The 14,000-nt window shown below is 36.5% G+C and carries 12 protein-coding genes; 1 reads left to right on the top strand and 11 read right to left on the bottom strand.

Features of this window, described 5'->3' with window-relative positions; translation table 11 throughout:
* Window positions 1-279 precede the first annotated feature (279 nt).
* Window positions 280-2,469 carry a DNA topoisomerase III gene (locus MKY13_RS02195; RefSeq protein ID WP_339215030.1) on the bottom strand — a complete coding sequence of 730 codons (2,190 nt, stop codon included), beginning with the start codon at window positions 2,467-2,469 and terminating at the stop codon, window positions 280-282.
* 497 nt (window positions 2,470-2,966) lie between these two features.
* Between MKY13_RS02195 and MKY13_RS02190 the strand changes: the two genes are divergently transcribed.
* Window positions 2,967-3,167, top strand: a complete 201-nt coding sequence (locus MKY13_RS02190) for a cold-shock protein (protein ID WP_008404655.1) — start codon at window positions 2,967-2,969, stop codon at window positions 3,165-3,167.
* Window positions 3,168-3,350: 183 nt separating this feature from the next.
* Here MKY13_RS02190 and MKY13_RS02185 read toward each other — a convergent pair whose 3' ends face one another.
* The 10 genes from MKY13_RS02185 to MKY13_RS02140 form a co-directional block, all read right to left on the bottom strand.
* On the bottom strand, window positions 3,351-4,061 hold the full coding sequence (locus MKY13_RS02185; protein ID WP_339215028.1) for an ABC transporter permease: 711 nt from the start codon (window positions 4,059-4,061) through the stop codon (window positions 3,351-3,353).
* Entirely contained in the window at window positions 4,061-4,906 is an 846-nt protein-coding gene (locus MKY13_RS02180; protein WP_339215026.1) for an ABC transporter ATP-binding protein, read from the bottom strand. The genes MKY13_RS02185 and MKY13_RS02180 overlap by 1 nt, the downstream gene beginning before the upstream one ends.
* Window positions 4,907-5,052: 146 nt before the next feature.
* A complete protein-coding gene (locus MKY13_RS02175) occupies window positions 5,053-5,991 on the bottom strand; it encodes a LytTR family transcriptional regulator DNA-binding domain-containing protein (protein ID WP_191700712.1) in 939 nt (312 codons plus the stop codon).
* Between the two features lie 128 nt (window positions 5,992-6,119).
* Window positions 6,120-7,319, bottom strand: a complete 1,200-nt coding sequence (locus tag MKY13_RS02170; RefSeq protein WP_339215023.1) for a PLP-dependent aminotransferase family protein — start codon at window positions 7,317-7,319, stop codon at window positions 6,120-6,122.
* A gap of 95 nt (window positions 7,320-7,414) precedes the next feature.
* Complete coding sequence (locus MKY13_RS02165; protein WP_339215021.1) at window positions 7,415-8,602, bottom strand: MFS transporter; 1,188 nt, start codon at window positions 8,600-8,602, stop codon at window positions 7,415-7,417.
* The gene (locus MKY13_RS02160; RefSeq protein ID WP_339215019.1) at window positions 8,599-9,015 is read right to left on the bottom strand and encodes a winged helix DNA-binding protein; all 417 of its coding nucleotides are present in this window, start codon (window positions 9,013-9,015) and stop codon (window positions 8,599-8,601) included. Before MKY13_RS02160 ends, MKY13_RS02165 begins: the two co-directional genes overlap by 4 nt.
* Before the next feature lie 142 nt (window positions 9,016-9,157).
* Window positions 9,158-9,973 (bottom strand): undecaprenyl-diphosphate phosphatase, encoded by an 816-nt coding sequence (locus MKY13_RS02155; RefSeq protein ID WP_191700708.1) that lies wholly within the window; start codon window positions 9,971-9,973, stop codon window positions 9,158-9,160.
* A gap of 50 nt (window positions 9,974-10,023) precedes the next feature.
* Window positions 10,024-12,216 (bottom strand): RNA polymerase recycling motor HelD, encoded by a 2,193-nt coding sequence (gene helD / locus MKY13_RS02150; RefSeq protein WP_339215016.1) that lies wholly within the window; start codon window positions 12,214-12,216, stop codon window positions 10,024-10,026.
* Between the two features lie 214 nt (window positions 12,217-12,430).
* Window positions 12,431-12,985, bottom strand: coding sequence for an NADPH-dependent FMN reductase (locus tag MKY13_RS02145; RefSeq protein ID WP_339215014.1), 555 nt, complete (start codon window positions 12,983-12,985; stop codon window positions 12,431-12,433).
* A gap of 127 nt (window positions 12,986-13,112) precedes the next feature.
* Window positions 13,113-13,919: an NAD(P)H-binding protein gene (locus tag MKY13_RS02140; RefSeq protein ID WP_339215013.1), complete on the bottom strand. Its 807-nt coding sequence runs from the start codon at window positions 13,917-13,919 to the stop codon at window positions 13,113-13,115.
* Between the last annotated feature and the right edge of the window lie 81 nt (window positions 13,920-14,000).

Below are 14,000 nucleotides of genomic sequence, written 5' to 3'. Positions count from 1 at the left end.
TCAGATATACAACCTACACTCGACGGAAATAAAAAAACAGAATTCCCCTGTTCTTCATTCTCTTATTATTCCCTACTGTTCTGCAAAAAATACCCTTTCTCAACTGCTAATGTATGCTACAGATAAAAACCCTATTCGTGTGGAAAGCCCCTCCCAAAAAGTGTCTTTCTAATTTTTAATTTCAAATTCTTTAAATAAAAAAAACGCAAGAACATTGTCACTTCCACTGACTTCATGTTCTTGCGTTTAGTTATTTAAAATAATTAGTTAAAAAGATGATTAATCGTCAAATTTCATACCTTTTAATAAGTCCGCAAATGCATTATTAATCGGCTCTGCTTCTTTTTCTTGCGCTTTTAAATACTTTTGGACACTGCGTTTGTCCACTTTGCCGCCGCCTTCTTTTTTTCGGCGCGCTTCAAAGGCAGACAATTTTTCACGATATCCGCATTTACATACGAAAATTTGGCCATCGCCTTGTCCATGCAATTCAAGCTTTTTCTTACATTGAGGACAACGGGCATTCGTTACGCGGGAGACATTTTTACGGTGACCGCATTCACGGTCCTGGCATACGAGCATTTTGCCTTTCTTCCCGTTCACTTCTAGCATCGGTTTCCCGCAGTCCGGACAGGATTTTGTTGAAATATTATCGTGCTTGAATTTTTTGTCGCTCTTTTTTATGTCCGAAACGATCGCTTTTGTATGTTGTTTCATTTCATTAATGAATATATCTTTTTTCAACTTACCGTTAGCAATTTGTTCAAGCTTTTGCTCCCACTCAGCTGTCGTTTCAGGAGATTTCAACTCGTTTGGCACTAAGTCCAATAACTGGCGGCCTTTTGACGTAATGTGAATATCTTTCCCACGCTTTTCAATAAGGAAGGAATTAAATAATTTATCAATAATATCAGCACGAGTTGCAACAGTACCTAACCCACCTGTTGATTTTAATGTATCGGCAAGCTTTTTATTTTGTGTATTCATATATTTTGACGGATTTTCCATCGCTGTTAGTATTGTAGCCTCTGTGAAACGGGCTGGTGGTTTCGTTTGCCCGGAAGTTTGAGCTAGTAAATTAACCTGCAGTACTTGTCCTTTTTCGAGACGTGGTAACAATTGCTCCTTCACGTCTTCATTTGAATCTTCATCGTCAAATCGATTTGAGTAAACTTCTTTCCATCCAGCAGATAGCACCGTTTTACCGCGCGCAATAAACTTCTCCTTACCGATAAGGGCCTGCACTGTCAATTGCTCATATTCATGTGCCGGGAAAAGAACAGCCAGAAAACGCTTAACGACTAAATCATAAATTTTACGCTCTTTATCCGTAAAATTCGCAAAATTAACGTATTCTTCAGTTGGAATGATGGCGTGATGATCTGAAACTTTGCTGTCATCTACAAAAGATTTATTTGCTTTAATTGGTTTCGTTAATACTTTATTTGCCAATGTACGATATTCACCTACGATACATGCTTTTAGACGCTCTGATAAAGTACCTACAATATCAGAAGATAGATAGCGAGAATCTGTACGTGGATATGTTAGCACTTTATGTGATTCATACAACTTTTGCATAATATTTAGCGTTTCTTTTGCGGAATAGCCAAATAGTTTATTCGCATCACGCTGTAATTCTGTTAAATCATAAAGCCCGGGAGAAAATGTTTTTTTCGGCTTTCGTTCCACATCGATTACTTTTGCATCCTGCTTGTCCAGTTCATTAACTATCGAATCAATCTTTTCCTTATTAAAGCTGCGTGAATTTCCAGTAGCATCTTGCCACGTTAATTTTAATTCCTTCGTTTGTGCCTCGATACCGTAGTATGTTTGAGCTTTAAAGTGCTTTATTTCATCCTCACGTGCCGCTACCATTGCGACCACGGGAGTTTGTACGCGTCCTGTGTTTAATTGTGCATTAAATTTCGTCGATAATGCACGACTCGCATTCAGCCCAATATACCAGTCGGCCTCACTTCGGGCAACTGCTGCATGATATAAATTTTCATACGCTTTGCCTGGCTTTAAATTCGCAAAGCCTTCTTTAATTGCTTTATCAGTAACAGAAGAAATCCAAAGACGTTTAATCGGCTTATTCACTTTTGCACGGTCTATAATCCAACGTGCGACAAGCTCTCCTTCACGTCCCGCATCTGTTGCGATAATGATTTCATTGACATCACTACGTGTCAGCTGTGATTTCACTGCATTATATTGCTTACTCGTCTGTTTAATAGTCGTTAATTTCAAACGTTCCGGAAGCATCGGTAAATCTTCTAGCTTCCATTGCTTATATTTTTCATCATAGCTTTCGGGATCTGCCAGTGTCACTAAATGGCCTAGCGCCCAAGTTACAATGTATTTATCCCCTTCCAAAAAGCCATTTCCTTTTTTATGACACTTCAGCACATTTGCAATATCTCGTGCTACTGAAGGTTTCTCTGCCAATACTAAACTTTTAGCCATCGTACACAATCCTTTCATACCTCTTTAACCCAACTATACCATACATTAATTAAGCCTTGGCGTAATTGTGTCCAACGTTTGTGGGACTACATGTTTAGCAATTCCAATCTTTAAATTATGTAAAATATATCAAGACAATTCTTCAATTAATTTCCTTTTAATTAAAATTATTGTAAAAAAAGCCTATATTTTTAATAAATACGCAAAATTTTAATCATTCCTTTAAAATTTAAGTGGTAAAATAAGATTATTTCCGATATAATTTAATCGTTCTTTCCCTTCATTTGTATGAAAAATCAAAAATTTCACCCCTTTACGAGAAAAATTAGTAGACAGTTGGATAATCTTGTTATATAATAAGGTTAATTAAATTGCTTAAGCTGTTTACGATTAATTCACATATTAAAAAAGTGAACGTGTACGCTCCCTTTTTTAATGTGTGAATTTTTTTATACATTTAGCAATTCAATAATTAATTTTTTTGGAGGTTTTCTCTCATGCAACAAGGTACAGTAAAATGGTTTAACTCAGAAAAAGGTTTCGGTTTCATCGAAGTTGAAGGCGGTAACGATGTATTCGTACACTTCTCAGCTATCCAAGGCGAAGGTTTCAAAACTTTAGACGAAGGTCAAAAAGTTGAATTCGACGTTGAAGAAGGTAACCGTGGCCCACAAGCTACTAACGTAACTAAACTTTAATTTTAACGATTTAAGTATATAGTTAGTTGCAAGAAGCATACTCACACTGAGTATGCTTCTTTTTTTATAGTTTCATAATGAACGAATAAAGAAGTTTGTCCTTTAAACATGCCACTTTCCTTCTGCTTTAAAATTTCAACATCAAAAAGGGCTTCCCGAAGTAAATTCAGAAAGCCCCGTATACTATAAATCTTTTGTACGTTTATTAAACAGTACTACCGATATTGCGATAACACCTGCTGTCCATGCAGTGATAATGCTAAATGCACCTATTAACTCAGTGAATGCTGCATTTGCCTGTGACAGCTCTGCCAATCGGATTAATTGTGTACTCGGTAAAACTTCGACAATTTTGTATAATAGATGATCTTCTCCTAAAGCTAATGCCAATGGACCGAATGTAAAAATAATCATTACTGGTAGAACAGCTAAAGAAGCTTCCATAATGGACTTTGTAAATAATCCGCAAATTGTTCCTAACGCCAAGTAGAAAGCTGTCGAAAGCACTAAAGCAAGTGCAATTACTATAATTTGCTCAGGTACAAACCCTACTAAATAGCAAGATACGGCTAAAATGATGGCTGTCATTAAAAATACTAGTAAGCTTTTGCCAAATAATATATCAAATGTTGAAGCCGGTGACATCATCAAACCACGTAGCGTATTCCTTTCTTTCTCTTCAGCAATCAGACATGCCTGAACATACGTAGTTACCATTGAAAGTGTTATATTCAGAGGCAAAAAGTACATCTCAATGGAGTTAGAACCCATTCGTCCATAAAAAAGTGCTAAAACTAACGGCATCAATACAACAGATGATATTACATAATTACGGGAAAACTCTTTATAGTCCTTCATGAAAATGGCTTGAATACGTTTTACTGAAATGTTCATTATAAATCACTCCCTGTTATTTGTACGAAAATATCGCCTAATGTTGGTTCATTGGAATACATACGTGACACACGCTTTGCCTTCATCCACTCCATTAATTGCACCGCACCCTGTTCGCCATTATAGACAACATGATTTTCTCCATTTTCCAGTTCCACTGTAAATGAGTGGTCGCTATATTTTTTCTTTAGAGCAAGTGGTGTATCAATTTCTCGAATTTCGCCTTTATGTAGGAAGGCAACACGATTACATAGCGATTCTGCTTCTTCCATATTGTGTGTTGTTAAAAAGATGGTCGTACCTAACTCATTTAATTTACGAAGCCCGTTATAAATATGCTGGGCATTTACTGGATCGAGTGCAGATGTAGGTTCATCTAGAAACAGCAATGGCGGTTTATGCATAATTGTGCGGGCTAGAACAACACGCTGCATCATCCCTTTGGAAAGCTGATTAACTTTCTTTTTACGATCCTTCTGCAAATTCACGAATGCCAATGCTTCTTCTATTGTACTTTTAGGCAAATTGTATAATTGACTGTACAGTAATAAATTTTCTTCAATAGAGAGACGTTGGTATAGCCCACTATTGTCTGACAAAATCCCAAACTTCGATTTATTGTGCCCTTTATTCATTTCACTGGCTGGTTGTCCAAAAACGGATACTTGACCACCTGTATGTGTTAACTGTGCTGTCAGTATTTTAATAGTTGTTGTTTTCCCTGAGCCGCTTGGACCAAGAAAGCCGAAAATTTCTCCTTTACGAATGGAAAAGGAAACATTTTTTAATGCCTCTTCTTTTCCGTACTTCATTTGTAGATTTTGCACCTCAATAATTGCTGTCATTTTATTTCCTCCCTTGAAATCGTTGATACCATTAATTTAAAGGAAGGACGCATTCACCGCATTATAATATCGGTGAATTGTCGCTTTATAGGGTTGTTTGGTGTTATAAATCGATGAGTGGTGCAAACTATTTCCCAGGAAATCTTTTATATTCCGACAATTTCTTTTAGCTCCGAAAGCTTTGTTCTTGAAAGAGGCACCTCTAATTTCCCTGTACCTTGCAGTGATAGACTATAGCTATTGCGCGTCCATGAGATTATTTCCCTTACTTTTTGCAAATTGACGATATATGAGCGGTGACAACGGAAAAAACCGAAATGATGCAGTCGTTTTTCCAGTTCACTCAATGTTAATGTACATGGATATGCTTCTCCCGCTACATAAACAAACACTTCCCCTTCGACACTTTCAATATAGTCAATTTCAGGTGGATTAAATAGAATGATCTTTTCATTTTTTTTCGTCGGAATCTTTTCGATTTTCAACTGAATCGTTTCAATCGGGCCTTGTCCTTGTTCCTGTTGCTCTTCTTTAACGTCCATTTTATGTAAGCCTTCTTCATCCAGCCTTAATATTTCGCCTTCCGAATTAATTAAATGCTCTAAATTATTCGATAGTAATACTATTTTTTTGCCTGCAAGTTGAAGTTGTATAATTAAATGCATTAGAACTTTACGTTCAACTTGTTGTAAATTTTGAAAGGGTTCAATTAATACAATTGCTTCCTTCCGCTGTACATAAGCCTTTAAAAAGTTAAGCAATTGGCGTTCACCAGAAGTTAATTCATTTACACGGATTTTTTTTAATTGTTCTAAGCCAAATGCCTTCATAAGGGCCTCAACAGAATCGTTCATATTATGTAATTTTAAATAAAACTGAAATGTTTCCTCTACAGTTAATCGCTCGTAATGCCCTTCTTCATGTGCATGAACGTAAACTTTAGGCATTTTCAATAGTTGCAGCTTTAAAAGATTCATTTTTGTTACGTCTGTATAAATATTGACTAAAGGTTTTTCTGTACATAATTCCACTGCAGGTAAAAGTACTTCCCCAAACTCTTCAATTACTTCAATAGTTAATTTCAATATCGTACACCTCGTTCAAATGGGTATTTTATAAAACATTATACTACTATTTTACAAATTTCCTATAAATGGTTTATATAAAAAAGCTATTGCTTGAATGAATCAAACAATAGCTTCAAAGTATGAATTTACAAAATTTCCCCTAATCGTTTAATGCCTTCCTCAATAATTTCTGGGGTAGCGTTTGTATAGTTAAGGCGCATCGTATTTACTTCCTTTTTCGATGTGTAAAATGGATTGCCCGGTACAAAGGCCACTTTTTGATCCATTGCTTCATGGAATTTTTCAAGGGCATTTACCCCTTCTGGCAACGTTACCCAAATAAACATGCCGCCTTCAGGTTTTGTATAGGAAACGTATGGCGGGAAATATTTTTCCATTGCGGTCAACATCGCATCTGATTGTTCCTTATAGAGAGCAATTATTTTTTCAACATGCTTCTCATAGGTATTATTCGTTAAATAATGATGTAACGTGTATTGCACAAAAATGTTCGTATGCAAATCCGATGCTTGCTTTGCCGTTTCAACATGACTTAAAAATTCATGGTTTTTCGTAAGCATATAGCCTAGGCGCATACCTGGTGCAACTGTTTTTGAAAAAGAACCTAATAGGACGCTATTTTCCATCTTACCTGCTACAATGTATGGTAAATGCTCACCTGTAAAACGCAACTCGCCATATGGATCGTCCTCAATGAAAATGATATCTTCATTTTTCACCGCTTCATAAACTTCTGCACGGCGCTCCTGTGTATAAGTTAAACCGGTTGGATTTTGAAAATTTGGTACTGTATAAACCATTTTAATATTCGGCTTTTTCAGTGCTTCTTTCAATTCCGCTACATTTATACCTTCCGTTTCTAAAGTGACACCGTGGAACGTCGGTTCGCGCAATGTAAATGCCTGAATTGCCCCTAAGTATCCCGGCTCTTCTATAATAACGCCATCGCCCTTATTTAAAAGTACTTTTGAAATCAGCTCTAATGCCTGCTGTGATCCAGTTGTAATAAGCACATCATCAGCTGTATAATCCAGATCCGGCTGCTTTTTGTTATATTTTTCTGCAATATACTGACGTAGTGGTAAATACCCTTGAGTCGTGGAATATTGGAAAACCTTCGCACCACTTTCATCAATCGCATGATTAACGGATTCTTTCAACTGCCCTATTGGAAATGAAATCGGATTTGGCAATCCCCCGGCGAACGAAATGACATCCGCTGAGTCCGTTACTTTTAAAATGTTTCGGATAAATGATGATGGTGTGTTTAAAATACTATCAGAATACTGCATTGATGTTTCTCTTCTTTCACTTCGAATTTTCAAAATTTTAGCACTTTTCTATTCAATATGCAATAGGTAAGTATCAAATTAGAAAATGCATAACTCTTGCTAGTTTATTTATGACATGGATGTGTCAGTTACACCATTTTTGTTTTTCTTCCTACTAAAAAATAATAAAGTGGAATACAGATTAAAATAAGCGGAATCATGGATGCAAATATCATACGGTAAGTTGTATGCGGCTCTACCATCCCTAGAATAAACGGTCCAATACCTAAACCTAAATCATATAAAATAAAGTAAGTTGATGTAGCTAAACCAAAACGATGTGGTTCAGTCACTTTAACAGCAATTGTTTGGGCAATTGAATTAAAGTTCCCATAACCAAGTCCTATCAAGGCAGCAGCAACAAGTAACATCCAGCTAGCTGAAGCTTGACTAAATAACAGCATACCGACTGCAAAAATAACGAGACATGGGTACACAATAATGTTTGGTCCACGTAAATCCATTAATTTCCCTGTGTAAGGACGTGAAAATATAATGATAAAGGCATATGCTAAAAAGAAGTAGCTTGAAGCTTCTACTAAATTGATTTCCCTTGCATAAAACGTTAAAAATGACATAACACCTGAATAGGCAAAACCGATTAGTAATGCAACAAAGGAAATCGGCAATGCTTTCGGTTCGATAAATTTTTCAAGTAATGATAATTTTTTTGATTGATGCTCTGAATTAGTATTCTTTTGAATTATTGATACTTTAACAAATAATGAGGCAATTAATAAAAGTAGTGATAATACTGTATTTGTATAGAAAATTACATCAAAGCCATTTTCAAGTCTCATCATAAACATCCCTACAAAGGGCCCTATTGCTGTTGCCAAAACAGCACTTAAGCTAAAGTAGCCAATTCCCTCTCCCTTACGTGTTGCAGGTAAAATCGTGGCAACAATTGTCCCTGTTGCTGTACCAATTGTGCCGACTGCGACCCCTTGTAATAAACGGATTACCAATAAATACGAAACCCCCCACTCAAATAAATAAAGGGTTGTCGTAATAAAAAATACAATTAAACCAGTCAACAGTATTTTTTGCGAACCGCTATTTCCAATCAATCGTCCTGCTCCTAATCGACCCATTAATGTTCCTATAATGAAGATACTCGATACAAGACCTGCAATACTTGTTGATACATGATACGTTTCGACTGCATAGCTAGAGATTGTTACCATCAACAGAAAGAATATTAAAATAGACATAAAATTAATGATTGATACAACAATAAAATCCTTTGTCCAAATAGGTTCTTTTACTTCATTCATGTTAATCCTTCTTTCAATAATTGTTCCATATCATTTAAGGCTTGCTGAAATTTCTTTTGTTGTTCTTCCGTTAATGTACTTAATAACCGCTGTTGCAGTAATTTAATTTCCGGAAAAATGATTCCATACAAATCTTCTCCGCTTTCTGTCAAACTCAAATATTTTTCACGCTTGTCCTCCCCGTATTTTATTTGGATTAGTCCACGCTGGGTTAACGTTTTGACATTTGCTGATACAGTTGGTTTTTCCACATCCCAGTATTTTGCTATTTGACTTGTTGTCGTTAAACCATGTTCCATTAAATAATGTAAAAGCGACCAGTTAGCATTCGATAATTCGTGTGGAGCCAATATAGTAGTTAAATGTGTAGTATAACGTTTATGAAAACGATGTATTTGTAAAAAGAATGTCATGTCACTTCTTCACCTCCGAAATTAGTTAGTTAGACTAACTAATTAAATAAAAGTTTGCATGCTTTGTCAATATGCAATATATTAAAGCCCCTAAAAAGAAAAGCACGTTCCGAAATGCCCTTTCGAAACGCGCCTCACTTAACTAATAGAAAATTAACAATAAAGTACCAACTAAGAAACAGTAATAAGCGAAATAATGCAACTTACCATTTTTCATGATTCCCATAAACCAACGCATAGCAAAGTATGTCATAAATAACGTTGCAAGGAACGTTACTGTGTAGGGAATGGCTAAGTCCATTTTATTTGGCTCATCTAAGAAATCCGAATAGCCTAATACTACTCCACCTAAACTTACCGGAATATACAGCATGAATGAGAATCGTAAAGCTGTCTCTTGGTTCATACCAACTGCAATGGCAGATATAATTGTCGCACCTGATCGGCTAATACCCGGTGTTAATGCAACCGCTTGCCCTAAGCCAACTAAAAACGCATCTTTAGTTGTTAGATCTCCGTCACGTTTTGTACCACGCAAATTACGAATTAGCCATAAGGCAATCCCTGTAACAAATAACATGATGGCAATGATTGTCATGCTTACATTATCTGCAATTACATCACTAAGCAATACACCTAAGACACCGGCTGGAATAGAGCCGATTATAACGTATATCGCAAAGTTAAAGTCTGCACGGTACCTAGCATCACGTGTTTTAATAAACAGTAAAAATCCAGTAAGCAATCGAATAATATCTTCACGAAAAATGAACATAATAGCGATTAATGATGCAGTATTCGTTAAAATGGCGAACATAAAACCTTGCTCACCCATCCCTAAAATTTCACTGGCAATCATTACATGACCACTGGATGAAACTGGAATTGGTTCTGTTAAACCTTGCACCAATCCGATAATAAAGTGCTTTAAAACTAAAATCAAATCAAAGTTTTCCATTTGTATCTCCTAAAAAATGTTGTTATCTTCTGTTAGACGAAAAAGTACGCCTAAATGTTCTCCTCTTTACGATAATACTGTTCGCCAATGTCTGCAAGGGCTTTTGGTAAAGTTCCACCTGTCACAAAAAATAATTGGCGTGTAGCACGCGAAGCCATTGTATAAAGTAAATAAGCATCCATCTTTTCGGTATAGACCCCAGCATTCGCATCCGCTACAACCACTGTCGTAAATTCAAATCCCTTCGCCATATAGCCCGGCATAATTAAAATGCCCTTCATATATACCTTTTGCTCCTCCGTTACGAGCTGCAATTGTGGTACGAGTGGCTTTAATTCATGATATAACTGCTCACAGGCTAACTTATTTTTGCATAATATGACAAAGCTGTCCTGCTCTTTAAATTGTACTTTTACGAGTTGGGCAAGCGTATCAGTTACAGTCACAGTCTCAATAACTTGCGGCTTCTCCCCTGATACACCGAGCGATTGTGTCGTCGTATTGTTCAATATGGCACTCATAAAATCGGTAATCTCATTTGTTGAGCGATAGGATTTATTCAGCTCGACTACTTTGAAATGCTTTGCCAATGGACCAGCCAGTGAATCCTTCATTTGTGGATGCACGAGTTGATTTTTGTCGCCCAGCAATGTGTAATGGGCTTTCGGATGCATCGCTTTAATTGTTAAGAGCTGTAAATAAGAATAATCCTGAATTTCATCAATAACGATATGTTTGATTGTATTATTGGCATACAAGCCTTTGACAATTGCCTGCAAGTACATAATTGGCGCTAAATCTTCATAATACAATATGCGATTTTTTAATGTTTCAGTAGTTGCCTCTTGAATCGCCTGCATAAATAAATCATCTTTTTCGAATCCGAGTGAATTAATATACATTTTATTGATGTTAACGAAACCGAGTTGCTGAATTGTACTTTCTAGCTTTCCATATCTTTTTTGCAGCTTTTCATTTACTTGTTGTTCAATTTCCTTATCCGTTCCGATGTAAGCATTAACAGCCTTTAGCTCCTTCGTCAATACTTTACGGTCCTTCGATTTTTGCTGCGCCACTTTTTCCAATAGAACATTTCGGATTTTTTTCAGGCGAAAATCAATGTCCAGTGCACCGTATTTCTCATAAAACAATTCGGTTAGTTTTTTTGCAGAAACGAATAATTTCCCTTCTACCTTTAAGTTATAAAATGGCATGCCCGTCTTTTTTATGCTTGCAATATAATTGAGCAGTTGTTTTACATAATTATGCGACCCCTTAAATGCATAATGTTCACGCCCTTCATCGGTCGCAAGTTGCAGCCGCTCAATATTTTCGTAGCTTGTTTCCGCTTTGTAATGAGTTAATTTTAAATCGCGTAATAAACGATAATATGTTGTATGCTTTACATTTTCTTCACCGAGCTCCGGCAAAACATTTGAAATATAATCATTAAACAAATCCGATGGAGAAATGAGTAAAATGCTGCGCGCATTCATTGTCTGACGGTATTCATAAAGCAAAAAGGCAATTCGCTGCATTGCTACTGACGTCTTCCCACTACCCGGTGGTCCTAGTACAATGAGGTTGTCTTTATTTGAAGAACGAATGACGATATTTTGGTCACTTTGGATTGTAGCAACGATCGACTTCATCTTTTCCTTTGCGGTATCAGATAAAAGGCTTTGTAGTACTTCATCTCCTACGTAAATATCCGCATCCAATACCTGCAGTAACTCATCATATTTTACTTTGTATTGGCGGCGTCCTTGAATCGTTACAGAAATATATTCACCGTCCGGAATTTGATAGCGTGCCTGTCCAACTTTGTTTTCATAAAAAAGACTCGAAATCGGTGCACGCCAATCATAAATTAGAACATCATCCGTTTCTGGCTCCCTAAAAGTCGATAGGCCAATATATAAATGCTCGCGCTCACCTTGTTCATTTTCGAGTGATATGCGTCCGAAATAAGGACTTTTATATAAAATTTGCATCTTGGCAAGTTGTTCACTTTGCTGTACATATTCGCGTTCTCGTAATTGCATCGTCTGTAGCATTTGTGAAAACTGGATGGCACTTTCCCCTGAAATATCATTAAACTCCGAAGAGGCTTGTGTACGTTCCTCGACAATGTCGCCTTTTTGCTTTTTTAAATGGTTTGTCTGCACTTCGATTTGTTGTTTTAACAGCGCACTAATTTGTTTTAAATGCGCCTCTTCCTTTTGCCAAATCGTTTGTTCCATCTTCTGTTCGCCTCCAAATGCTCCAAAAGTAAAAATTTTACTTACTTATTTCCAGATGAATATTCATGCTACAACAAAATCACATGAGATTCAATCTGAAGGATGCATTATTTTCCATTATTTAGTATCCAACTAAAGATGATATACCCAATACAGCAGATAACAAGTTAAACAAAAAAGTGAAGCATCCATTTGCGGGACGCTTCACTTTATTTTACTGAATATCTACTGGCTGCTTTGACAATGTTTTTGTCATTTCACAATATTGAACGAATACTCGTGCCAATTCACGAAGACGGTTGTGCACATCTTCATCGGTAATTTTATTATCCTTATCAAAGTGATCAGCATGCGTATATACATAGTTTGGTGTAACTAGGCATCGGAAATAGTCCAAAATCGGACGTAATTGGTTTTCTAATACTAAATGGTGCTGATACGTACCGCCATTACCAATAATCGCTGCTGGCTTGTAGCGCATTGCTTTTGGTGGAATCATATCAAACGCATTTTTCAATACGCCAGGAATAGATGCCTGAAAGATCGGTGAAGCAAAAATATAAGCATCAGCTTCTTCAAATTTTTGAATCATCATTTTCATATCGTCATTAAGCGGACTGCCGTCTAAAATTTGATGCTTTAGTTTTGAGAAATATAATATCTCCAGCTCCAGTGAAGGGTTAAAAGCTTCGATATATTGTTGAACTTGCTCCAAAAGAACGCCGGTTTTACGGCCAAATATGGTGCCGTCGACAAGTAATATTTTCATAATTGTTCCTCCATGTAACTCGTTGTACTCATATTGTATCAGAATAACTTATTTTGATAATAGGTAGTTGCTTAGGATAGATCAATTTCAGTCTTTTGTCTGACATTGTTATGTCGGAATAGAAATGCTATTTTTCTTTGTCCGCTTCCTTTAATTTACTGCGATCCATTTCTGTATCTTTATCTGCAGGTGTTAGCTCTTCTTCATTGAATTTCTTCCAATTAAAGGTTACTTCCTCGTCTACAAATGAGTCTTTTTCTACATTCATCGGCATTTCCAATTCCAAAAGCTCATCTGATAAATAAATCGATACTTTTTCCTTTTTACCATGCAGCGCGATGACTTTCATAGCTTTAGCAATTTGCTTTGCAGGGATTGAGCGTACCTTTTTCATCGGACCTACTAATAAGGGATTAAGTACCTTTAATACCTTTTCTCCCACCGTCTCCCCTAACCGAAACTCCGGACGGTTTCCTGTTATTAATGAGGGGCGCACAATGGATAATTTCGGGAAATCCATATTAATCAATTCCCTCTCTAAATTCCCTTTTACCCGACTATAATATGCGAACGCTTTTTCGTTTGCACCCATTGCCGAAATAACGATAAAATGACCGACTCCCTTATTTTTAGCAAGTGCGGCAACTGTCAATGGATATTCAAAATCAACCTTTTCAAACTGCTCTTTTGACCCTGCCTTTTTCATCGTTGTTCCTAAGCAGCAAAACACTTCATGCGCAAACTCAAAATCACACTCATCAATTTGATCAAATTCACAAATTTTTACATCTAATTTTGGATGGGAAAAATCAAGCGGTCTTCTCGAAAGGACATTTACTGCCGCGTATTCATCACTTTCACACAGTAGCTTAACGAGTGCAGACCCAACTAATCCTGTTGCACCTACAACTAAAGCTGAACGCATTACTTTCATATCTTTCCTCTTTTCTACGATTTAATGTATGTACTCTCTCATTCATAATTTCGGTTATTCCACCATATTTTATAGAGATAG

It is taken from the genome of Solibacillus sp. FSL W8-0372, assembly GCF_037969735.1.
GTDB classification, from domain to species: domain Bacteria; phylum Bacillota; class Bacilli; order Bacillales_A; family Planococcaceae; genus Solibacillus; species Solibacillus faecavium.
Note: the sequence above shows the minus strand (reverse complement) of the source record. Positions and strands in the feature narration are given on the sequence as shown.

Excerpts from the sequence above, each read along its gene's own strand:
- MKY13_RS02195 (WP_339215030.1), bottom strand. The coding sequence starts at position 2,469 with ATGGCTAAAAGTTTAGTATTGGCAGAGAAACCTTCAGTAGCACGAGAT.
- MKY13_RS02190 (WP_008404655.1), top strand. The coding sequence starts at position 2,967 with ATGCAACAAGGTACAGTAAAATGGTTTAACTCAGAAAAAGGTTTCGGT.
- MKY13_RS02185 (WP_339215028.1), bottom strand. The coding sequence starts at position 4,061 with ATGAACATTTCAGTAAAACGTATTCAAGCCATTTTCATGAAGGACTAT.
- MKY13_RS02180 (WP_339215026.1), bottom strand. The coding sequence starts at position 4,906 with ATGACAGCAATTATTGAGGTGCAAAATCTACAAATGAAGTACGGAAAA.
- MKY13_RS02165 (WP_339215021.1), bottom strand. The coding sequence starts at position 8,602 with ATGAATGAAGTAAAAGAACCTATTTGGACAAAGGATTTTATTGTTGTA.
- MKY13_RS02160 (WP_339215019.1), bottom strand. The coding sequence starts at position 9,015 with ATGACATTCTTTTTACAAATACATCGTTTTCATAAACGTTATACTACA.
- MKY13_RS02155 (WP_191700708.1), bottom strand. The coding sequence starts at position 9,973 with ATGGAAAACTTTGATTTGATTTTAGTTTTAAAGCACTTTATTATCGGA.
- helD (WP_339215016.1), bottom strand. The coding sequence starts at position 12,216 with ATGGAACAAACGATTTGGCAAAAGGAAGAGGCGCATTTAAAACAAATT.
- MKY13_RS02145 (WP_339215014.1), bottom strand. The coding sequence starts at position 12,985 with ATGAAAATATTACTTGTCGACGGCACCATATTTGGCCGTAAAACCGGC.
- MKY13_RS02140 (WP_339215013.1), bottom strand. The coding sequence starts at position 13,919 with ATGAAAGTAATGCGTTCAGCTTTAGTTGTAGGTGCAACAGGATTAGTT.